This window comes from Paraburkholderia adhaesiva (assembly GCF_021390575.1).
GTDB classification, from domain to species: Bacteria; Pseudomonadota; Gammaproteobacteria; order Burkholderiales; family Burkholderiaceae; genus Paraburkholderia; species Paraburkholderia adhaesiva.
Window position 1 is genome coordinate 1,437,103 of the sequence record NZ_JAJEJQ010000001.1, and the last position, 19,558, is coordinate 1,456,660.

The 19,558-nt window shown below is 63.0% G+C and carries 16 protein-coding genes and 6 tRNA genes; 18 read left to right on the top strand and 4 right to left on the bottom strand.

Annotation, left to right across the window (positions count from 1 at the left end):
• The first annotated feature begins 15 nt into the window (after window positions 1–15).
• The 3 genes from L0U80_RS06430 (at window position 16) to tilS (ending at window position 3,634) form a co-directional block, all read left to right on the top strand.
• Complete coding sequence (locus tag L0U80_RS06430) at window positions 16–1,011, top strand: DNA-3-methyladenine glycosylase family protein (RefSeq protein ID WP_233863141.1); 996 nt, start codon at window positions 16–18, stop codon at window positions 1,009–1,011.
• Between the two features lie 172 nt (window positions 1,012–1,183).
• Window positions 1,184–2,155 carry an acetyl-CoA carboxylase carboxyltransferase subunit alpha gene (locus L0U80_RS06435; protein WP_233863142.1) on the top strand — a complete coding sequence of 324 codons (972 nt, stop codon included), beginning with the start codon at window positions 1,184–1,186 and terminating at the stop codon, window positions 2,153–2,155.
• Between the two features lie 48 nt (window positions 2,156–2,203).
• A complete protein-coding gene (gene tilS, locus L0U80_RS06440) occupies window positions 2,204–3,634 on the top strand; it encodes a tRNA lysidine(34) synthetase TilS (RefSeq protein WP_233863143.1) in 1,431 nt (476 codons plus the stop codon).
• Between the two features lie 57 nt (window positions 3,635–3,691).
• Here tilS and L0U80_RS06445 read toward each other — a convergent pair whose 3' ends face one another.
• Window positions 3,692–3,967 (bottom strand): hypothetical protein, encoded by a 276-nt coding sequence (locus L0U80_RS06445; RefSeq protein ID WP_233863144.1) that lies wholly within the window; start codon window positions 3,965–3,967, stop codon window positions 3,692–3,694.
• Between the two features lie 233 nt (window positions 3,968–4,200).
• Here L0U80_RS06445 and L0U80_RS06450 point away from each other — a divergent pair, with 233 nt between their 5' ends.
• From L0U80_RS06450 to L0U80_RS06460, 3 genes are all read left to right on the top strand, one after another.
• Window positions 4,201–5,451: an aspartate kinase gene (locus tag L0U80_RS06450; protein WP_233863145.1), complete on the top strand. Its 1,251-nt coding sequence runs from the start codon at window positions 4,201–4,203 to the stop codon at window positions 5,449–5,451.
• Window positions 5,452–5,652: 201 nt separating this feature from the next.
• Window positions 5,653–5,746, top strand: a tRNA-Ser gene (locus tag L0U80_RS06455).
• Between the two features lie 420 nt (window positions 5,747–6,166).
• On the top strand, window positions 6,167–6,493 hold the full coding sequence (locus L0U80_RS06460) for a hypothetical protein (RefSeq protein WP_233863146.1): 327 nt from the start codon (window positions 6,167–6,169) through the stop codon (window positions 6,491–6,493).
• Window positions 6,494–6,585: 92 nt separating this feature from the next.
• Here L0U80_RS06460 and fabI read toward each other — a convergent pair whose 3' ends face one another.
• Entirely contained in the window at window positions 6,586–7,377 is a 792-nt protein-coding gene (gene fabI, locus L0U80_RS06465) for an enoyl-ACP reductase FabI (protein ID WP_233863147.1), read from the bottom strand.
• A gap of 109 nt (window positions 7,378–7,486) precedes the next feature.
• On the opposite strand from fabI, the gene L0U80_RS06470 reads away from it, so the two are divergent.
• The 5 genes from L0U80_RS06470 (at window position 7,487) to L0U80_RS06490 (ending at window position 14,043) form a co-directional block, all read left to right on the top strand.
• Window positions 7,487–9,400, top strand: coding sequence for an extracellular solute-binding protein (locus L0U80_RS06470; protein ID WP_373322115.1), 1,914 nt, complete (start codon window positions 7,487–7,489; stop codon window positions 9,398–9,400).
• Between the two features lie 42 nt (window positions 9,401–9,442).
• Window positions 9,443–10,480 (top strand): microcin C ABC transporter permease YejB, encoded by a 1,038-nt coding sequence (locus L0U80_RS06475; protein ID WP_233863148.1) that lies wholly within the window; start codon window positions 9,443–9,445, stop codon window positions 10,478–10,480.
• A 22-nt stretch (window positions 10,481–10,502) separates the two neighbouring features.
• On the top strand, window positions 10,503–11,594 hold the full coding sequence (locus tag L0U80_RS06480) for an ABC transporter permease (protein WP_373322185.1): 1,092 nt from the start codon (window positions 10,503–10,505) through the stop codon (window positions 11,592–11,594).
• Complete coding sequence (locus tag L0U80_RS06485; protein WP_233863150.1) at window positions 11,591–13,210, top strand: ABC transporter ATP-binding protein; 1,620 nt, start codon at window positions 11,591–11,593, stop codon at window positions 13,208–13,210. Before L0U80_RS06480 ends, L0U80_RS06485 begins: the two co-directional genes overlap by 4 nt.
• 137 nt (window positions 13,211–13,347) lie before the next feature.
• A complete protein-coding gene (locus tag L0U80_RS06490; protein WP_233863151.1) occupies window positions 13,348–14,043 on the top strand; it encodes a C40 family peptidase in 696 nt (231 codons plus the stop codon).
• 95 nt (window positions 14,044–14,138) lie between these two features.
• Here L0U80_RS06490 and L0U80_RS06495 read toward each other — a convergent pair whose 3' ends face one another.
• Window positions 14,139–15,092, bottom strand: a complete 954-nt coding sequence (locus L0U80_RS06495) for a patatin-like phospholipase family protein (protein ID WP_233863152.1) — start codon at window positions 15,090–15,092, stop codon at window positions 14,139–14,141.
• 475 nt (window positions 15,093–15,567) lie between these two features.
• Here L0U80_RS06495 and gltX point away from each other — a divergent pair, with 475 nt between their 5' ends.
• From gltX to L0U80_RS06530, 7 genes are all read left to right on the top strand, one after another.
• Complete coding sequence (gene gltX / locus L0U80_RS06500; RefSeq protein WP_233863153.1) at window positions 15,568–16,989, top strand: glutamate--tRNA ligase; 1,422 nt, start codon at window positions 15,568–15,570, stop codon at window positions 16,987–16,989.
• 211 nt (window positions 16,990–17,200) lie between these two features.
• A tRNA-Ala gene (locus L0U80_RS06505) sits at window positions 17,201–17,276 on the top strand.
• 177 nt (window positions 17,277–17,453) lie between these two features.
• Window positions 17,454–17,529, top strand: a tRNA-Glu gene (locus L0U80_RS06510).
• Between the two features lie 86 nt (window positions 17,530–17,615).
• Window positions 17,616–17,692, top strand: a tRNA-Asp gene (locus L0U80_RS06515).
• A gap of 70 nt (window positions 17,693–17,762) precedes the next feature.
• Window positions 17,763–17,838: transfer RNA gene (locus L0U80_RS06520), tRNA-Glu, on the top strand.
• A 76-nt stretch (window positions 17,839–17,914) separates the two neighbouring features.
• A tRNA-Asp gene (locus tag L0U80_RS06525) sits at window positions 17,915–17,991 on the top strand.
• Between the two features lie 163 nt (window positions 17,992–18,154).
• A complete protein-coding gene (locus L0U80_RS06530; RefSeq protein ID WP_124150361.1) occupies window positions 18,155–18,619 on the top strand; it encodes a GNAT family N-acetyltransferase in 465 nt (154 codons plus the stop codon).
• Window positions 18,620–18,648: 29 nt separating this feature from the next.
• Here the strand turns inward: L0U80_RS06530 and L0U80_RS06535 are convergent, their stop codons facing one another.
• Complete coding sequence (locus tag L0U80_RS06535; protein WP_233863154.1) at window positions 18,649–19,548, bottom strand: AraC family transcriptional regulator; 900 nt, start codon at window positions 19,546–19,548, stop codon at window positions 18,649–18,651.
• Window positions 19,549–19,558: the final 10 nt, after the last annotated feature.

The window sequence follows — 19,558 nt, forward strand, 5'->3', positions numbered from 1 at the left end:
AGGGCAGGAGGCAGGATGGCAACGGCCACGAAGGCGCAGGCCAGGCGGTCTGCGTCGATGACGAGCACGGCAGGTGAGGCGGGCAAGCGCACGGTGCGCGGCGCCGCGGCGGCGAAGACCGCAAAAGACGTGCTCGACGGCAAGATGGCGCCGGCGAGAAAGACGGCGTCCAGAAATTCGAAGACTGCGCTCGACGGCGCGACGGGTACGCCCGGCGCTTCAGTCAAACGCTCACTCAAACGTTCGGTCAAGCCGGGCGTGAAATCGGCACGCGTGAAGGTCAACGGCGCGCCTGTGACGCTTGACGCACAAGCGCTGCATGCCGTACCCGCAGTGCAGCCCGATGGCGCTGCTGCGCCCGATGCGGCCGCGGAGAACCTGTCCGGTGCGTTCGAGCTCGATGTGCAGCGTCCCGACTACTGGGATCGCGCGTGCGCCGATCTCGTCAAGCGCGACCGCATTCTCAAGAAACTGATTCCGAAGTTCGGCCCCGTGCATCTCTTGAGCAAAGACGATCCGTTCGTCACGCTCGCGCGCTCGGTGGTCGGCCAGCAGATCTCGACGGCGGCCGCGCAGGCGCTCTGGCAGCGCGTCGAGGATGCCTGTCCGAAGCTCGCGCCGCAGCAGTTCATCAAGCTCGGTCACGAGAAGCTCGCCGCGTGCGGCCTCTCGAAGCGCAAGGCGGAATACATTCTGGATCTCGCGCAGCACTTCGTGTCGGGCGCATTGCATGTCGGCAAGTGGACATCGATGGACGACGAGGAGGTCATCGCCGAGCTCACGCAGATCCGCGGCATCGGCCGCTGGACCGCGGAGATGTTCCTGATCTTCAACCTCGCGCGCCCGAACGTGCTGCCGCTCGACGACCTCAGCCTGATCCGCGCGATTAGCATCAACTATTTCAGCGGCGAGCCCGTCACGCGCAGCGAAGCCCGTGAAGTCGCGGCGAACTGGGAGCCGTGGCGTACTGTCGCGACGTGGTATATGTGGCGCAGCCTTGAGCCCGCTTGAACTCCCAGCGGGCGAGACGTTGTTGCACCCCCGATTTGAAGGTATGAAGAAGGTGTCAGGGCAGTCAAGGGTTTGGCTATCGCCATCTCTTAATTGATAGTTCTGCGCCGATTTCGACACTGGCAGTCGCGGTTAGAATACGCGCTGCCGGTAAGTGCAAGGATTCCAACACATGAAGACCACGTTTCTGGATTTCGAACAGCCAATCGCTGAACTCGAAGCAAAAATCGAAGAACTACGCTTCGTTCAGGACGATTCGGCCGTCGATATTTCGGAAGAGATCGACCGGCTTTCGAAGAAGAGCCAGCAGCTGACGAAGGACCTCTATGCGAACCTGAGCCCGTGGCAGGTCTCGCAGATCGCGCGCCATCCACAGCGCCCGTACACGCTCGACTACATTCACGAGCTGTTCACCGATTTTCATGAACTGCACGGCGACCGCTCGTATGCGGACGACCTGTCGGTCGTCGGCGGTCTCGCTCGATTCAATGGCCAGGCCTGCATGATCATCGGCCATCAGAAGGGCCGCGACACGAAGGAGCGCGCCGCGCGCAACTTCGGCATGCCGCGTCCCGAAGGCTATCGCAAGGCCGAGCGTCTGATGCGCCTCGCTGAAAAATTCGGTCTGCCGATCTTCACGTTTGTCGATACCCCGGGCGCGTATCCTGGCATCGGCGCGGAAGAGCGTGGCCAGTCGGAGGCGATCGGCCGCAATCTCTACGTGATGTCTGAACTGAAGACGCCGATCATCACGACGATCATCGGTGAAGGCGGTTCGGGCGGTGCGCTCGCGATTGCCGTGGCCGACACCGTGATGATGCTGCAGTTCTCGACCTACTCGGTCATTTCGCCGGAGGGTTGCGCGTCGATCCTGTGGAAGAGTGCCGCGAAGGCGCCCGAGGCCGCTGAAGCGCTCGGTCTGACCGCTCACCGCCTGAAGGCGCTCGGTCTCATCGACAAGATCGTGAACGAGCCGCTCGGCGGCGCGCATCGCGATCCGAAGGGCATGGCTGCGCTGCTGCGCCGCGCGCTCTCCGACTCGCTGCGCCAGTTCCAGGGCATGAGCATTGCCGACCTCAAGGAGCGTCGTTACGAGCGCCTGATGGCCTACGGCAAGTTCAAGGAAACGACGCCGGGCGCGTAAGCCTCGCGCCCCGGTTCCCGATCACCGGCGCAAACGCGCCGTCAAACCGTGACAGCCCATTCAGACTCCAACGCCGGGCGCATCCTTCTCGATGCGCTCGGCGTTGCGCTTTCTGCACGCCCGAACGATAGCCTGATTGCGATCGCGTATAGCGGCGGCCTCGATTCGTCCGTGCTGCTCGACGCCGCCGTGAGGCTGGCGGGTGCGTCTCGTTGTATTGCGTTGCATGTGCATCACGGTCTAAGCCCGAACGCTGACGCGTGGCTCGCGCATTGTGCGGCGACGGCGAGTGCGCTCGGCGTGGCGTTCGACGCGCGGCGCGTCGAGCTGGCGCGCGACGATCCCGCTGGCGTAGAGGCAGCGGCACGTGAGGCGCGTTATGGTGCGCTCGGCGAAATGTGTGCGCTGCACGGCGCGCAATCGCTCTGGCTTGCGCAGCACGCCGACGATCAGGCGGAGACCGTGCTGCTGCAATTGCTGCGAGGGGCGGGGCTCGCGGGACTGGCGGCGATGGCGCCGGTACGCGCGCCGGCTGGTGGCGTACCGCGCGTGCGGCCGCTCCTGCATGTGTTGCGCGCGCAACTGGAGGCGTATGCACACGCGCATGGCGTGCGCTGGATCGACGACGAATCGAACGCAGACACACGCTACGCTCGCAACGCGTTGCGGCACGATGTGTTGCCCGCGTTGGCGGCGCAGTTTCCTGGTTATCGCGAGGCGCTTGCACGTACTGCGACGCATGCGGCGTCGGCGCAACGTTTGCTCGACGAGCTTGCGCGGATCGATCTTCGCGAACTCGCCGTGGACGATGGCGCGCGTTCGATCTCGCACGAGAAACTCGTGGCACTCGACGACGAGCGCGCACTTAACGTGCTGCGCTTCTGGATGCGCGAAATCGGCTTGCCGGCTGCATCGAGCGTGCGTCTTGCGGATGCATTGCGCCAGTTGCGTGAGATTGCACGCGACGATGGCACGGGCGGCGATCACGCGTTGCGCGTCGATCACGCGGGGCAGCGGCTACGCTGCTATCGGGGAGAGGTTTTCTGGGACGTGGCGCGCGAGCCAATGCCCGCGCACGCGGCGCGTGAGCCGGCCGAGCTGGTCTGGCGCGGTCAGGAAATCTGGCGCTTGCCGCAGTGGCGCGGCACGTTCGTGTTCGCCCCCGCCGATTCAGCCGATCCCGATGCGGTACCCGAAGCACTGCTTACGCGTGCACCGCTCGTTGCGCGGGAGCGCTCAGGTGGAGAGCGTGTGCGTGATGCAGCAGCGGACGTAAGTCGCACGCTCAAGCATCTGTTTCAGCGACACGGCGTTCCTGCCTGGGAGCGCGATGTGCCGCTGCTCTTCAGCGGCGAGACACTGTTGTTCGTGCCGCGCATCGGTGTGAATCGGGCTGCGTTTCCAGAATGCGACGTGAACGCGCCCTCGCTGGCGTCGTGGCGGCGTATCGAATGGCGTGAGGACTTGCAGATTGCCTGATGTCGGTATGAGGGCTTCTGTTCCGCTTCCCGCTTCTTTTCCGCTGCACACCCTGACTCAAGCAAAAAGGGTGTTATCACCGCGCCAATTTGTCCCCGGTTGACCGCGAATTCGTCGCAAATCCTTGCTGCGCAAGCCTTTTTTACCCGCCATCGCCCAGTTTTGGCTTGAAATTTCCGTATCGATCGGGTAGGGTAACTCGTTTGTCCAGTTCGCTTTTTCGCGTTCACGGGCGCTGTCAAAAGCGGCATGCAGTGAAGCAAGGGCCAAGCAAAGTGCAACAGGCACAGTGCGCAGGCACAAACGGCCACGAGCAAGCGCAAACAGGCGCAAGCAGGCACGAGCGAGCGCAAGCAGTTGTGATTTCCCCCTCGGCGGTTAAGTGCCGCTTGCAGGGGCGACGTCGCGGCATGCGGGCAGGGGCGCCGGAACAACTTCTCTGGTGTCGGACAAATTCTGCACGCGCTGCATGCAAGCGGTCGCCGGGGCCCTGGCAAGGTTTAGGGCCGGGTGGCGTCGCCGTTTTCAGTGCGCCAGCGCGGTAACATCTCCAGTTCAGAACGACAATGGCACTCATCGTACACAAATACGGCGGCACCTCGATGGGCTCGGTCGAGCGCATCAAGAACGTCGCCAAGCGCGTCGCGAAATGGCACAAGGCTGGCCACAAGATGGTCGTCGTGCCGTCGGCGATGTCCGGCGAAACCAACCGTCTGCTCGGTCTCGCGAAAGAGATTTCGCCGCAGCCGAGCCCGCGCGAGCTCGACATGATCGCGTCGACCGGCGAGCAGGTCAGCGTCGGCCTTCTGTCGATCGCGCTGCAGGAAGCCGGCGTTGATGCCATCAGCTACACCGGCTGGCAAGTGCCGGTCAAAACCGACAGCGCCTTCACGAAGGCGCGCATCAGCGACATCGACGGCGAGCGAGTGCTTGCCGATCTCGACGCGGGCAAGGTCGTCGTGATCACGGGCTTCCAGGGCATCGATCCGGAAGGCCATATCACGACGCTCGGCCGCGGCGGTTCGGACACGTCGGCGGTCGCGGTGGCCGCGGCCCTGAAGGCCGACGAATGCCTCATCTACACGGACGTCGACGGCGTCTATACGACCGATCCGCGCGTGGTGGACGACGCGCGCCGGCTCGATCGCATCACGTTCGAAGAGATGCTGGAAATGGCCAGCCTCGGCTCGAAGGTGCTGCAGATCCGCTCGGTCGAATTCGCGGGCAAGTATCAGGTGAAGACGCGTGTGCTCTCCAGCCTGACCGATCCGCTGATGCCGCTCGACGCGGAAATGTCCTCGGGCACCCTGATTACTTTTGAAGAAGACGACACCATGGAAAAGGCAGTCATTTCGGGCATCGCGTTCCAGCGCGACGAGGCTCGGATCATCGTGATGGGCGTTCCCGACAAGCCGGGCATCGCTTATCAGATCCTCGGCCCGGTGGCTGAGGCGAACATCGATGTCGACATGATCATCCAGAACCAGAGCGTGGCCGGCAAGACCGATTTCACGTTCACGGTCGGCCGCGGCGATTACACGCGCGCAATGGACATCCTCACGAACCAGGTGAAGGGCCACGTGAGCGCCGAGCAGGTGCTGGGCGATCCGAAGGTGTCGAAGGTTTCGGTCGTCGGCGTGGGTATGCGCTCGCACGTGGGCGTCGCGAGCAAGATGTTCCGCACGCTTTCGGAAGAGGGCATCAACATCCAGATGATCTCGACCTCCGAAATCAAGATCTCGGTGCTGATCGACGAGAAGTACATGGAGCTGGCGGTCCGCGCGCTGCACAAGGCGTTTGATCTGGAACACGCTTAAGCGTCGGTATCTGCGTGGACTTGGGCGCGGGTGACAGGTCTCACGGCCTTTGGGACGTAATACGCAGTTTTTGTTGCATGGTTTGTCGCACGCTTGCGAAATATCCACCAAAAAATGCATCCCAAAATTTGACCTTCACTCGCGAACCCGCTATTATCTTGGCTTCGTCGCGCTGCCTCCCTGGCGCGAGCGAAATTTTCGGGAGACGTGGCCGAGAGGTCGAAGGCACTCCCCTGCTAAGGGAGCATCTGGGCCAAAACCTGGATCGAGGGTTCGAATCCCTCCGTCTCCGCCAGTAATGGCGGCGAAACCCCGCAAGTTTTCGGACTTGCGGGGTTTTTGTTTTTCGCGCGGGCAATCCGTGAATGACTGGAACTCAGGACTCCAGAGCGCATCGCAATATTCTGGGCCTCTGCGATTCCCGGCACTACAGCCCGGCGTGCGGTGCTATGCTTCCTCGCGTCGCAAACGGACGTGAGCGGACACAAACGTACTCAAGCGGGCGAAGCCTGGCCGCGTGCTGCGAACTCCGTGCGTCGCAGCTGCCCACGCGTCGTGGACCTCACGGGTTGAACAACGCACAGCAGTGTTACGAGACGTTACGGTGGTACGCGCACGCGTCGTTTGTGCATTAGTTCTTACAAACCTGAAATATGCGGGCCGCGAGCCTGCGCTATATTTCATGCAACAAAATTATTTGTAAAAAGGTGACTCAATGAAGTTCCCACGTATTGCTGCAATGCTCGTCGGAGGGCTGGCTATCGGTGCGTCGGGTGCGGCCATGGCTGGCGTGAGCGTTGGCGTCAATATCGGCGTTCCAGCCCCGGTTTATGTCGCACCGGCGCCTGTCTATGCACCGCCTCCGCCGCCGCCCGTCGTTTATCAGCCCGCACCGGTCTATGCCGCCCCTGCCATCGTGATTGGCTGGCACGGTGACCGCTATTGGGATGGCCGCCGCTATTGGGAGCGCGACGACTGGTATCGCCACCATGGTCACGGATACGGCCATGGCGGTCCTGGGGGACACGAACACTGGCACTGAGCGCCACATGCGCCACAAAAGAAAAGCCGCCCCGAGGGGCGGCTTTTTCATGCCTTGCCGTTGCCCGTGCAACGAAGCGCGGGCGACGCGCGTTATTCGTCGAGACCGGCCCGGACGCCGACCACGGCGTTGAAGCCTCCGTCGACGTGCAGGATCTCGGCGGTCACGCCGCTAGCGAGGTCCGAAAGCAAGAACGCGGTCGAATTGCCGACCTGCTCGATCGTCACATTACGCTGCAGCGGCGCGTTCGCCTCGACGAAGCCGAGAAGCTTGCCGAAGCTCTTGATGCCGCTCGCCGCGAGCGTCTTGATCGGGCCAGCCGAAACGCCGTTCACGCGGATGCCCTTCGCGCCGAGCGACACCGCGAGGTAGCGCACGCTCGCTTCGAGCGAAGCCTTCGCGAGGCCCATCGTGTTGTAGTTCGGGATCGCGCGTTCGGCACCGAGGTACGTGAGGGTGACGAGCGATGCGTTGTCGGCCAGCATCGGCAGGGCAGCTTTCGCGAGCGCCGGGAAGCTGTAAGACGAAATGTCGTGCGCGATGCGGAAGTTCTCGCGCGTCATGCCGTCGAGAAAATCGCCCGCGATCGCCTCGCGCGGCGCGAAGCCAATCGAGTGAACGATGCCGTCGAGCGTGTCCCAGTGCTGCTTGAGATCGGTGAACAGGCCTTCGATTTGCGCGTCGTCCGCGACGTCGCAGGGAAACACCAGGTTGCTGTCGAACTCGTTCGCAAATTCGACGATGCGGTCCTTGAAACGGTCGCCGACGTACGTGAACGCCAGCTCTGCGCCTTCGCGTCTGCAGGCCTGCGCGATGCCGTATGCGATCGAACGGTTCGACAGCAGCCCGGTCAGCAGGATGCGTTTGCCAGCGAGGAAGCCCATGGATTCTCCTAATCAGGTCAATGCGTCGCGCGCCACGAAATGCCGCGCCGCGCGGTTTGGGTAGAATTCTCTCACAATTGACGCGGCACACTCGGCAAATCACTTATCCATGACAACAGGAACGCCTGCCAGGGCAACGCGCGCGCGGCGCGGGCACAGGGTTGCAACGTGGCTTTGCGCGTGGTCAAAGACGGGCGCGGCTTGCTGTGTGGCGCTCACCTTGACGCTCGCAGCGATGCCGTTCGCCCACGCGGCTCATGCGATTGCGCAGTTCGGCGAACCGAAATACCCGCCCGGCTTCAAACACTTCGACTATGTGAACCCGGACGCGCCCAGGGGCGGCACTCTCGTGCTCGCGAATCCGGACCGTCTCACGAGCTTCGACAAGTTCAATCCGTTCACGATGCGCGGCAACCCGGCGCCGGGCCTCGGCCTGATGTTCGAGAGCCTGACCACGGGAAGCATGGATGAGGTGGCATCGGCGTACGGTCTGTTGGCCGACGACATCCGCGTTGCACCCGATGGGTTGTCGGTGACGTTCCACCTGAATCCGCGTGCGCGGTTTTCGAATGGCGACACCGTCACCGCCGACGACATCAAGTTTTCGCTCGACACGCTCAAAAGCCCGCAGGCCTCGCCGCCGGTACAGGCGGCGTACACCGATATCGTCCGCGCAGTGGTGGTCGATCCGGCGACGATTCGCTTCGAGTTCCGCAACCACAATCGCGAACTGCCGCTGATCGCGGGCGGCATGCCCGTGTTCTCGCACAAGTGGGGATTGCGCGCCGACGGAACCCGCATCGCATTCGACCAGCTTGCGTTCGAAGAACCGATCGCCAGCGGGCCGTATGTGATCGAGCGTTACTCGACAGGCCGCACGATCACCTACAAGCGCGATCCGCACTACTGGGGCGAGGATTTGCCGGTGCGCGTCGGCACGAACAACTTCGAGCGCATCGCCTACAAGCTCTATTCCGACGATGTGGCCCGTCTCGAAGCGTTCAAGGCCGGCGAGTACGACGTGCTCGTCGAGTACATTGCACGCAACTGGGTGCGGCGCGACGTCGGCAAGCGTTTCGACAGCGGCGAACTGATCAAGCGCGAGTTCCCGCATCACAATGGCACGGGCATGCAGGGATTCGTCATGAACCAGCGCAAGCCGCTCTTTCAGGACGTGCGTGTGCGCCAGGCGTTCGATCTCGCGCTCGATTTCCAGTGGCTCAACCGCATGCTGTTTTACGGTCAGTACAGGCGCCTCGACAGCTGGTTCGCGAATACGGACATGCAGGCGAGGGGGCTGCCGTCGCTGGGCGAGCTGGCGCTGCTCGATCCGTGGCGCAACGAACTCGATCCGGTGGTGTTCGGGCCGCTGCCGCTGCAGCCGAGCACCGATCCGCCCGGCTCGCTGCGGGCAAACCTGCTCAAGGCGCGCGCGCTGCTTGCCGAGGCGGGCTGGACGTATCGCGACGGCGCGCTGCGCAACGCACAGGGCCAGCCGTTCGTGTTCGAAGTGCTCGACGATACGAGTGCGTCGGCGTCGTGGGCGTCGGTCATGGCGCAGTACACGCAGGCGCTCGGGCGGCTTGGCATTCGCGTGAACTATCGCGCGGTGGATTTTGCGCTCTACCAGAAGCGGCTCGATGCCTTCGACTTCGACATTACGACAATCCGCTTTCCCGACTCGCAGGTGCCGGGGATGGAGCTGATCGATCGCTTCGGCAGCAAGGCCGCGAGCGAACCCGGTTCGGGCAATTCCATTGGCCTGAAGTCGCCGGTCGTCGACTCGATCCTGAAGGCCCTGACGCAGGCGCAGACGCTCCCACAACTGCTCGATGCCACGCACGCGCTCGACCGGGTGCTGATGCACGGCTACTATGTCGTACCGCAGTGGTACAACGCCACGCACCGCGTCGCGTTCCGCAACACGCTGGCGTACCCGGCGACGCTGCCGCGGTACTACGGCGCGATCGACTGGATCATCACGACATGGTGGTTCAAGCCGCAGCAGGGCACGACGCCCTGACGCGGTTTCGCTACGTTGTCGCAACCCACGGACGCCAGGACCATGTGGAGCTATATCGTCAAACGCCTGCTGCTGATGATCCCGACGCTGCTCGGCGTACTCACGCTGACCTTCGTCGTGATCCAGTTCGTGCCAGGCGGCCCCGTCGAGCAGGCGATGCGCGAGTTGCGCCGCGGCGCGGAGCAGGGCATGCCGTTCGGCATGCGCGCGCACTCCGGTGTCGACGCGCAGCAGGTCGCGCAACTCAAAGCGCTTTACGGCTTCGACAAGCCGCCGCTCCAGCGATACGTCCTGATGCTCGGGCGTTTCGCGCGCTTTGACCTCGGACAGAGCTACTTTCACCACCAGAGCGTGTGGTCGCTGGTCGTGTCGAAGTTGCCGGTGTCGATCAGCATCGGGCTCTGGACGTTCTTTCTCACGTATCTGATATCGGTGCCGTTGGGTATCGCGAAAGCGGTGCGCAACGGCTCGCGATTCGACCTCGTGACGAGCCTGATCGTGCTGATCGGCTATGCGATTCCGGGCTTCGTGCTAGGCGTGCTGCTGCTCGTGCTGTTCGGCGGCGGCACGTTCCTGCAGTTGTTCCCGCTGCGCAATCTCACCTCCGACCACTGGGACACCTTGTCGTGGGGCGGCAAGATCCTCGACTACCTGTGGCATATCACGCTGCCCGTGACGGCGTCGGTGGTGGGCAGTTTCGCCGTGACGACGATGCTGACCAAAAACGCGTTTCTCGAAGAGATCCGCCGGCAATACGTGATGACTGCGCGCGCGAAGGGGCTCTCGGAGCGCACCGTGCTCTGGAAGCACGTGTTCCGCAATGCGCTTTTGCCACTCGTCGTGGGCTTTCCTGCAGCGTTCATCGGCGCGTTCTTCACGGGAAGCCTGCTGATCGAAACACTTTTTTCGCTCGACGGCTTGGGGCTGCTCTCGTATGAGTCGGTGGTGCGGCGTGACTATCCGGTGGTGCTCGGCACGCTCTATCTCTTCACATTGATCGGACTGCTTACGAAACTGATCTCCGATCTCTGCTACGTGTGGGTCGATCCCCGCATCCAATTCGAACAACTGGAGCGCTGAGTTGAACCGAGTCCGCCCCGGCATCAACGCCGAGTCCGAGCCGCGCACCGAGTCCGTGAAGGCCTTCCGGTCGCCCACGCCCGCACGGCGCGTGTGGTCGCGCTTCAGGCAGCAGCGGCTCGGCTACTGGAGCCTGATCGTGTTTCTCGTCGCGTTCGCGGCGAGCCTCGCAGCCCCGCTCTGGAGCAACGACAAGCCGCTCGCCGTGCGCTACGACGGCCATCTGTATTTCCCGCTCTTCAAGGACTACCCGGAGACCGTGTTCGGCGGCGACTTCCCGTCGCCCGCCGACTATCTCGATCCGTATATTCGCCACCGGTTCGATACGCCCGGCAATTTCGCGATCTATCCGCCGAATCCGTACTACTACGACACGCTCAACTACTTCGCAAAGGTGCCGAACCCGGCGCCGCCGTCGCGGCAGAACTGGCTCGGCACGGACCAGAACGGCCGCGACCTGTTTGCGCGGCTCGTCTACGGCTTCCGTGTCTCGGTGGAGTTCGCGCTCGTGCTCACCGCCATCGGCACGATCCTCGGGGTGCTGGCGGGGGCGGTGCAGGGGTACTTCGGTGGCAGGGTCGATATCGTCGGGCAGCGGCTCATCGAAATCTGGAGCGCGATGCCGGAGCTTTATCTGCTTATCATCTTTGCGTCGATCTTCGAGCCCGGCTTCATCCTGCTGATCGTGTTGCTGTCACTCTTCGGCTGGATCGGGCTCTCCGATTATGTGCGGGCAGAATTCCTGCGCAACCGCAATCAAGACTACGTGCTCGCCGCCCGCGCGATGGGCCTGTCGAACTGGCAGATCATCTGGCGTCACGTCCTGCCTAACAGCCTTACGCCCGTCATCACGTTCCTTCCGTTCCGCATGAGCGGTTCGATTCTCGCGTTGACGAGCCTCGATTTCCTCGGCCTCGGCGTACCGCCGCCGACACCGAGCCTTGGCGAACTGCTCGCGCAGGGCAAGGGCAATCTGGACGCGTGGTGGATTTCGATGTCGACGTTCGGCGTGCTGGTCGTCACGCTCCTTTTGCTCACGTTCATGGGCGACGCGCTGCGCAATGCGCTGGACACGCGCATTTCCGATGCGATGAAAGCAGGAGGCAACCAGTGAGCGCGCAACAGCTGGCAGGCACCGCGCCGCTGCTCGACATCGAACGCCTTTCTGTGCGCTTCGGGGAGACGCTTGCCGTCGATGACGTCTCGCTCGCCATCGGGCGCGGCGAACGCGTCGCGCTGGTCGGCGAATCGGGTTCAGGCAAGACCGTGACGGCGCTCGCCGTATTGCGCCTCTTGAGCGATGCGCAGGTGACAGGGACGATCCGGCTCGACGGTGAGGATCTGCTCGCGAAGAGCGAGCGTGCGATGCGAGGCCTGCGCGGCAGCGACATCGCGATGATCTTCCAGGAGCCGATGACGGCCCTCAATCCGCTCTACACGATCGGCGAGCAGATTGCCGAGACGATCGTGCTGCATGACGGCGTGTCGAAGAAGGAGGCCTACGAACGCGCGGTGGGGCTCCTCGAGCGCACGGGCATCCCCGAGCCACGCCGGCGCATTCTGAACTATCCGCATCAACTGTCGGGCGGCCAGCGTCAGCGCGTGATGATCGCGATGGCGCTCGCGTGCCGGCCGCGCCTGTTACTCGCCGACGAACCCACAACGGCGCTCGACGTGACGATCCGCGGCCAGATCGTCGAATTGCTGCTCGAACTGCAGCGCGACGAAGCCGCGCGCGGCGGCATGTCGGTGCTGCTGATTACCCACGACCTCAATCTCGTGCGCCGCTTCGCGCAGCGCGTGGCGGTGATGGAGCAGGGCAAGCTCGTGGAGACGGGGAGTGTCGAGCAGATTTTCGCGTCGCCGCAACATCCGTACACGCAGCGGCTGATCGCGAGCCGCCCGGAGCGCAACGTGCTGCCGGTGCTGCCGATTGCGCCGGTGCTGCTCGAGGCGAAGGACGTCGTCGTCGATTTCCCGACGAAGCTGCCCGGCTTCAAGGGCTGGTGGCACAAGGGGCGCTTTCGGGCGGTCGATGCTGCGAGCGTGTCGGTGCGGCAGGGCGAGACGCTTGGGATCGTCGGCGAATCGGGGTCGGGTAAGACGACGCTTGCGATGGCAATGTTGGGCCTGCAACGAACCGCCGGAGGACAGGTCGAGTTTCAGGGCAAGCCGGTCAAGAGCTATCTGGGGCCTGAGAAGCTCTCGTTGCGCTCGCACCTTCAGGTGGTCTTTCAGGATCCGTTCAGTTCGCTTTCGCCGCGGCAGACCATCGAGCGCATCGTCGGCGAAGGGCTTGCGCTGCATCGACCGGACCTCACCGGCGAGGAGCGCAGAAAACGCATCGTTGCAACTTTGCGCGAAGTCGGGCTCGACCGCACGGCACTGCAACGCTACCCGCACGAGTTCTCGGGCGGGCAGCGCCAGCGTATCGCGATTGCCCGGACGCTCGTGCTGGAGCCGCGCGTGATCGTGCTTGACGAGCCGACCAGTGCACTCGACGTGTCGATCCAGCAGCAGGTATTGCGCTTGCTCACAGAGTTGCAGCGCAGGTACAACCTGGGCTACGTATTCATCAGCCACGACCTTGAGGTGATCGGCGCGATGGCGCACCGCGTGGCCGTGATGCAGAACGGCGCGATCGTGGAGGCTGGTGACGTAGGAAAAATCTTCGACGACCCGACCCATCCTTACACGCGCCGGCTACTCAAAGCGGCCTTGGCGCGATGACAGTAAGAAAACGTTCATCAATGGTGCGCGCAACGTGATTGTATTTTTCTATTTGTTTTGACACACAAATACTTACTGGCTAGTATCGACCAATTCTTTCACTAACCTGCTGATTCACAGGCACTTTCTACCGAACGATGCGGCACCGATACTTGACCCAGGCATGCACGCGCGTCGTCGCCGGGATGTTCATCGGCGTACTGATGGCCGCTGCTCCCGGCGCGTTCGCCGACGAAGCGAGCAGTTTTAGCCAGAATGCCACCTATTCGCCGAACAATGCGGCGAATTCCCAAGGCTCACAACTCCTTTCCAATGCGCAGTCCACCGACCAGGCGGCTCCGGCGGAAAGCGGCGCTAGAGCTTTCCTGTCGGGTATGGCCGGCAAAGCAGGCGACGTGGTTGTGGGCGCTCTCAACATGATCGGCGTCCGTTACCGCTGGGGTGGCAACACCCCGGATTCGGGCCTCGACTGCAGCGGCTTCGTGCGCTACGTGTTCCGCGACACGCTCGGCATGTCGCTGCCGCGCAGTGCTGCGGAAATGAGCCGCGTCGGCGAAAAGGTCAGCATGAGCAACCTCAAGCCGGGCGACCTCGTGTTCTTCAACACGATGCGCCGCACGTTCTCGCACGTCGGCATCTATATCGGTGACAACAAGTTCGTGCATTCGCCGTCTACCGGCAGCACGATTCGCGTCGACGATCTCGATGACGGCTACTGGGAAAAGCGCTTCACCGGCGCGCGCCGCGTTGAAGCGTCGTTCACGCCGCAACAGCAGCAAGACTTGAGGCAGCGCGTGAGCGTCCAGCTCAACGGTACTTCCAGCGGTAACTGACCCCAGCTGACCCGCCTTCAGGCGGGTTAGGCCAAAAAAATGCCTGCTTGATTCAAGCAGGCATTTTTCATTGGCGGGCCGCAGCCCGCATCACCTCACGCGGTCGCTGCGCGCGCCGCAGCCAGCTTGCGCTCCAGCTCCGGCATCATTTTCGCCACGGCTTCCTCGCCCGCGAGAATCGCCGCGTTGCGCTGGCCGAAGTCGCTGCCCGCCATCGCGTTCAGGGCTGGCCGGATCACGACATCGGCGTATTTGTCGAGCTCGTAGGTCTTGATCGACTGGCCCATGATCGTGAAAGTCTGCATCAGCACGCCGAACTGGCTCTCCGTCGAGGCCGTTTCCGGGCGCGCCGAGATGTCCACCGCGATCACGAAATCGGCCCCCATCTTGCGGGCATACGCAGCCGGGACCGGGCTCACGAGGCCGCCGTCGACGTATTCGCGTCCGCCGATCTTCACGGGGTCGAATATCGACGGCAGGCTGCACGACGCGCGCACCGCGACGCCGGTGTTGCCGCGCTGAAACAGGATCGGCTGGCCGCTATGGAGGTCGGTGGCGACGATGCCGAGGGGTATCGTCATTTTCTCGATCGGGCGGTCGCGCAGGGTGGTGTTCAGATAGTTCTGCAGCGCGACGCCACGCAGGAAGCCGCGCGTGCTGAAGGGCATCGCCCAGTCGCTGATCGATGCTTCGTCCATTGACAGGGCGAGCTTGTTGATCGCGAAACCATTCATGCCCGACGCGTAGAGCGCCGCGACCACCGAGCCCGCGCTCGTCCCCGAGACCAGGTCGACTTTGATGTTGCGTGCTTCAAGCGCCTTGATCACGCCGATGTGCGCGAAGCCGCGCGCGGCGCCGCCGCCGAGCGCGAGGCCGACACGAATCGGACGAACCGTTTTCGCAACGGGCGGTGGCGGGGTGGTCGTCGCGGTAACGGGCGGCGTGACCTTGGCGACTTCAGTGCGCGCGGTCGTGCAGGCGGCGAGGACAGTGGACGCAGCCGCGAGCGTAAAGCTGCGACGGCTCATAGAGGACGATGACGACTTCAAACGGGTTCTCCAAACGGCGCGTGGCGGATCGTCGATGCGACGCGCAATCTCAGGTCACGCGCTGCAAACGGTCCGTGCGCCGCAGTCTGGTCGCGCGGGCAGCCTCTGGTGCTCCCACGCGGCGCCGTGCGACGGATGCGGCGCGCCGACATCATACGGCAAAGCCGGGCGTGATTTTGAGATGTGCATGTAACGCGATGTGTCAGCGAGTTTCGCGGGCAGGGTGGTGGTTTCGATCTGCGAACACGTTGCGTGGGCGAAGACGACGTTTCGGGGCTTGTGAGGCGCCCGCGCGCGGCGAGCCCAAGGTCAATGCGCCTGCGACGGGTATAATCCGGTCTCGAATTTTCCCGGTTTTTTCGTTCGCCCGGGCGTTGTGCCCGGCGGTTTGCGCACGCGCCGCGCCGGCCGCGAACCCCTGCCGTCCGTCGCTGACGAAACACGCGCGGCGGCACCGTCTTTCGAGTAATCGCCCATGACCACGACTCCCGTCCGTACCCGCTTTGCGCCGAGCCCGACCGGCTTCATTCACCTCGGCAACATCCGCTCCGCGCTCTATCCGTGGGCCTTCGCGCGCCACAACAAGGGCGTTTTCGTGCTGCGGATCGAGGATACCGATCTCGAGCGCTCCACGTCCGAATCGGTCGACGCGATCATCGAGGGCATGGCGTGGCTCGGCCTCGATTTCGACGAGGGCCCCTTCTACCAGATGCAGCGCATGGACCGTTACCGCGAAGTGCTCAAGCAGATGAACGAGCAAGGCCTCGTGTACCCGTGCTACATGTCGACGGAAGAACTCGATGCGCTGCGTGAGCGTCAGCGTGCCGCAGGCGAAAAGCCGCGCTACGACGGTACGTGGCGCCCCGAGCCGGGCAAGGTCCTGCCGACGCCGCCCGAAGGCGTGCAGCCCGTGATGCGCTTTCGCAATCCGCTGACGGGCGTGGTGGCGTGGGACGACGCCGTGAAGGGCCGCGTCGAGATTTCGAACGAAGAACTCGACGATCTCGTGATCGCGCGCCCGGATGGCACCCCGACGTACAACTTCTGCGTCGTGGTCGACGACCTCGATATGAAGATCACCCACGTTATCCGCGGCGATGACCACGTGAACAACACGCCGCGCCAGATCAACATCCTGCGCGCGCTCGGCGGCGAGCCGCCCGTCTACGCACATCTGCCGACCGTGCTCAACGAGCAGGGCGAGAAGATGAGCAAGCGCCACGGCGCGATGAGCGTGATGGGCTATCGCGATTCCGGCTATCTGCCCGAAGCGGTGCTGAACTATCTCGCGCGCCTCGGCTGGTCGCACGGCGACGCCGAAGTGTTCACGCGCGAGCAGTTCGTCGATTGGTTCGACCTCGATCACCTCGGCAAGTCTCCGGCGCAGTACGACCAGAACAAGCTCGACTGGCTCAATAACCACTACCTGAAAGAAGCCGACAGCGCGCGTCTCGCGGAACTCGCGAAGCCGTTCTTCGCAGCGCTCGGTATCGACGATGCGACGCTCGCGAAAGGGCCGTCGCTCGAAGGCGTGATTGCGCTTCTGAAGGACCGCGCGAACACGATCAAGGAGATCGCAGAGAGCGCACACATGTTCTACTGCGAGCCGCAGCCCGAAGCCGACGCGCTTGCACAGCACGTCACCGACGCTGTGCGTCCGGCGCTCGCCGAACTCGCTGCTGCATTCAAGACCGCGGAGTGGACGAAGGAGGCGATCTCGGCGACGCTGAAGGCGACGCTTGCCGCGCACAAGCTGAAGATGCCGCAACTGGCGATGCCCGTGCGTCTCTTCGTGGCAGGCACGACGCATACGCCTGCGATCGACGCCGTGCTCACACTGTTCGGCCGCAACGTGGTGGTGAGTCGCATCGAGCAGGGCCTCGCGAAATCCGCGTGATTTTTTAAAGATTTTTTGCCCCGGCCCTAGCGCTGGGGCATGAGTTCTTGTAGTATTCGGGCTCCGTTGAAAACGGAGCGTGAACAGGCAGCAACGTTCACGGAAGAGCGGCTGGATCGGGCAACGAAGTTTCAAAAATGTTGCAGAAAACGATCCAAAGACTCTTTACAAAAGCGAGTTTGCTGTTTATAATCTCGCTTCTGTTCTGCAAGGGGGTATAGCTCAGCTGGGAGAGCGCTTGCATGGCATGCAAGAGGTCAGCGGTTCGATCCCGCTTACCTCCACCAACAGAGCAGAGTAGAAGTTTTTCCGCGAAAGCGGAGTGAAGAATAAAGTTCTTCACAAAATGCAGTAAAGAAGTTAAAATATTGTTCTTCGCTGTTGAGTGAAATTAACGGCTGAGAGTAGTAAGCGGTAGAGAAAAGCGCAGTAAAGTGTAGCAAGGCATTATCTGAAAAGATTATGTCCCCTTCGTCTAGAGGCCTAGGACATCACCCTTTCACGGTGAGTACAGGGGTTCGAATCCCCTAGGGGACGCCAGACATGAGCGTCGTCGATTAGATCGTAATGATGTCGATGAGGCAGCAGGTGGGAATCAACCGACGCCCGGCTGTGTATGTCGAACTGGAGCGGTAGTTCAGTTGGTTAGAATACCGGCCTGTCACGCCGGGGGTCGCGGGTTCGAGTCCCGTCCGCTCCGCCAGATGAAGCCCGTTCAGGCTATAACTTGAGCGGGCTTTTTAGTTAAAGTTGTAGAGGCGTTAGCCTGTGTTGTCCCCTTCGTCTAGAGGCCTAGGACATCACCCTTTCACGGTGAGTACAGGGGTTCGAATCCCCTAGGGGACGCCAAAATTCGAGTGGCGCCAAGCAGTACGGCGACACAGCCATCGGGAATCGACCGACGCCCGAAGGTAGAAGCAGGACTGGAGCGGTAGTTCAGTTGGTTAGAATACCGGCCTGTCACGCCGGGGGTCGCGGGTTCGAGTCCCGTCCGCTCCGCCAGACGAACGAAGCCCACTGAAATTTTTCAGTGGGCTTTTTTCTTTTGTGCCGCTGTTTTCTCGCCATTTCCCCTTCGTCCGGCTGTACGGACAAACGGCCATTGTCGGCGCGCGCGCGGTATCGTAGCGTAGTCGAGACTTTCCCATCCTCGCTGGCGCATTCCATGTTTGCTCCGAACGATATCCCATCGCGTTTCCAGCTGCGCCACGCCACCATGGACGACTTCGAGTTCGCCGAGGCGCTAACGCGCAACAACATGGGCGGCTACTATCGGCGACATCATCTCATCTGGCGCGGCGATCTTTTTCTCGCGAGCTACCGCGAATCGGAGAATTTCATTCTCGAACTCGATCGCGAGGCGATTGGCGTTCTGCGCATCACCGAAGAGGGCGATTCGCTGCACATTCGCGACGTCCAGATCGCCGAGGGCTATCGCGGTCACGGTGCGGGGACTTTTCTGCTCGACATGTCGCATCGCTGGGCGCGCGAGCGCGGGCTGCGCGAATTACAGCTGCGCGTGTTCGTCGACAATCCGGCAGCGCGGCTCTATCTGCGTATGGGTTATCGCGTGGCCGGGCCGAGGCTGGCCAGGCTCGGCTCGATACGGCACATGACGCGGCCGGTCTGAGCGCGTTTCATGGGAGCTTTGCACGCGTTTTACGTTGTCTCGCCGATCTCGTCCACTTTGTCGCACGTGGCGTCCATCGAATCGCGCAGCACCGAATCTTCATTCGTTTCGTCGGCCCGGTCGCCCGTGCCGCGCGCAATAAACGCGCGTGGACTCTCTCCCACAGCCCGCCGGAACATCGCCGAAAAAGCACTCTGGCTCTGATAGCCGAGCTCCTGAGCGACGATCGCCATCGGCTTCCCCTGATTGAGCAGTGGAATCGCACGTGCGAGCAGCGCCTGCTGACGCCACTGCGAAAAGCTCACCCCCAGTTCCTGGCGAAACAGGCGCGCGATCGTGCGCGTGCTCGCACCGACGTGCGCGGCCCAGTATTCGAGCGATCCGGGCCCGGCGGGGTCGGCGAGTAGCGCCTCGCACAGCGAGCGCAGGCGCTTTTCCTCGGGCATCGGCACCGAGAGCGGCAGCGGCGCGGAGCGCGTGATTTCGTCGAGCGCGAGCGCGCCAAGCAACCGTTCGCGTACCGGAGCGATGTCGCGCTCGTCGAAAGATGCGATCGTCTCGCGCAGCAGACCGGACACTTCGACCACACGACAAGCGTCGAGTCCAGGAGGCACCACCGTTTCGTCGACGTAAAGCGTGCGCAGGTACGCGTCCTCGACGATCTGCACTTCGTGCGTCACATAAGGCGGAACCCAGATCGCCCGTGAGGGCGGGACCATCCAGGTTGTGCCGGGCGTGGTCATGCGCAGCACGCCGCGCGACGCATACGCGAGCTGCGCCCACGCGTGCGTGTGCTGAGAGATTCGCACGCCGGCGGCCATCGGGCGCGAGCGTACGCGGACGGGATGCGCGGGCGTGGGCTCGAACTCCGGCGGAATATCGGCGACTTCCGCAGCGGGAACGACGGGCATCAGCGGTTGCAGGGACATGGGGTGGAAC

What these genes read in the sequence shown, in the direction of transcription:
- L0U80_RS06430 (WP_233863141.1), top strand. Translation starts at nt 16, where the DNA reads ATGGCAACGGCCACGAAGGCGCAGGCCAGGCGGTCTGCGTCGATGACG.
- L0U80_RS06435 (WP_233863142.1), top strand. Translation starts at nt 1,184, where the DNA reads ATGAAGACCACGTTTCTGGATTTCGAACAGCCAATCGCTGAACTCGAA.
- L0U80_RS06450 (WP_233863145.1), top strand. Translation starts at nt 4,201, where the DNA reads ATGGCACTCATCGTACACAAATACGGCGGCACCTCGATGGGCTCGGTC.
- L0U80_RS06460 (WP_233863146.1), top strand. Translation starts at nt 6,167, where the DNA reads ATGAAGTTCCCACGTATTGCTGCAATGCTCGTCGGAGGGCTGGCTATC.
- fabI (WP_233863147.1), bottom strand. Translation starts at nt 7,377, where the DNA reads ATGGGCTTCCTCGCTGGCAAACGCATCCTGCTGACCGGGCTGCTGTCG.
- L0U80_RS06470 (WP_373322115.1), top strand. Translation starts at nt 7,487, where the DNA reads ATGACAACAGGAACGCCTGCCAGGGCAACGCGCGCGCGGCGCGGGCAC.
- L0U80_RS06475 (WP_233863148.1), top strand. Translation starts at nt 9,443, where the DNA reads ATGTGGAGCTATATCGTCAAACGCCTGCTGCTGATGATCCCGACGCTG.
- L0U80_RS06490 (WP_233863151.1), top strand. Translation starts at nt 13,348, where the DNA reads ATGCGGCACCGATACTTGACCCAGGCATGCACGCGCGTCGTCGCCGGG.
- gltX (WP_233863153.1), top strand. Translation starts at nt 15,568, where the DNA reads ATGACCACGACTCCCGTCCGTACCCGCTTTGCGCCGAGCCCGACCGGC.
- L0U80_RS06530 (WP_124150361.1), top strand. Translation starts at nt 18,155, where the DNA reads ATGTTTGCTCCGAACGATATCCCATCGCGTTTCCAGCTGCGCCACGCC.
- L0U80_RS06535 (WP_233863154.1), bottom strand. Translation starts at nt 19,548, where the DNA reads ATGTCCCTGCAACCGCTGATGCCCGTCGTTCCCGCTGCGGAAGTCGCC.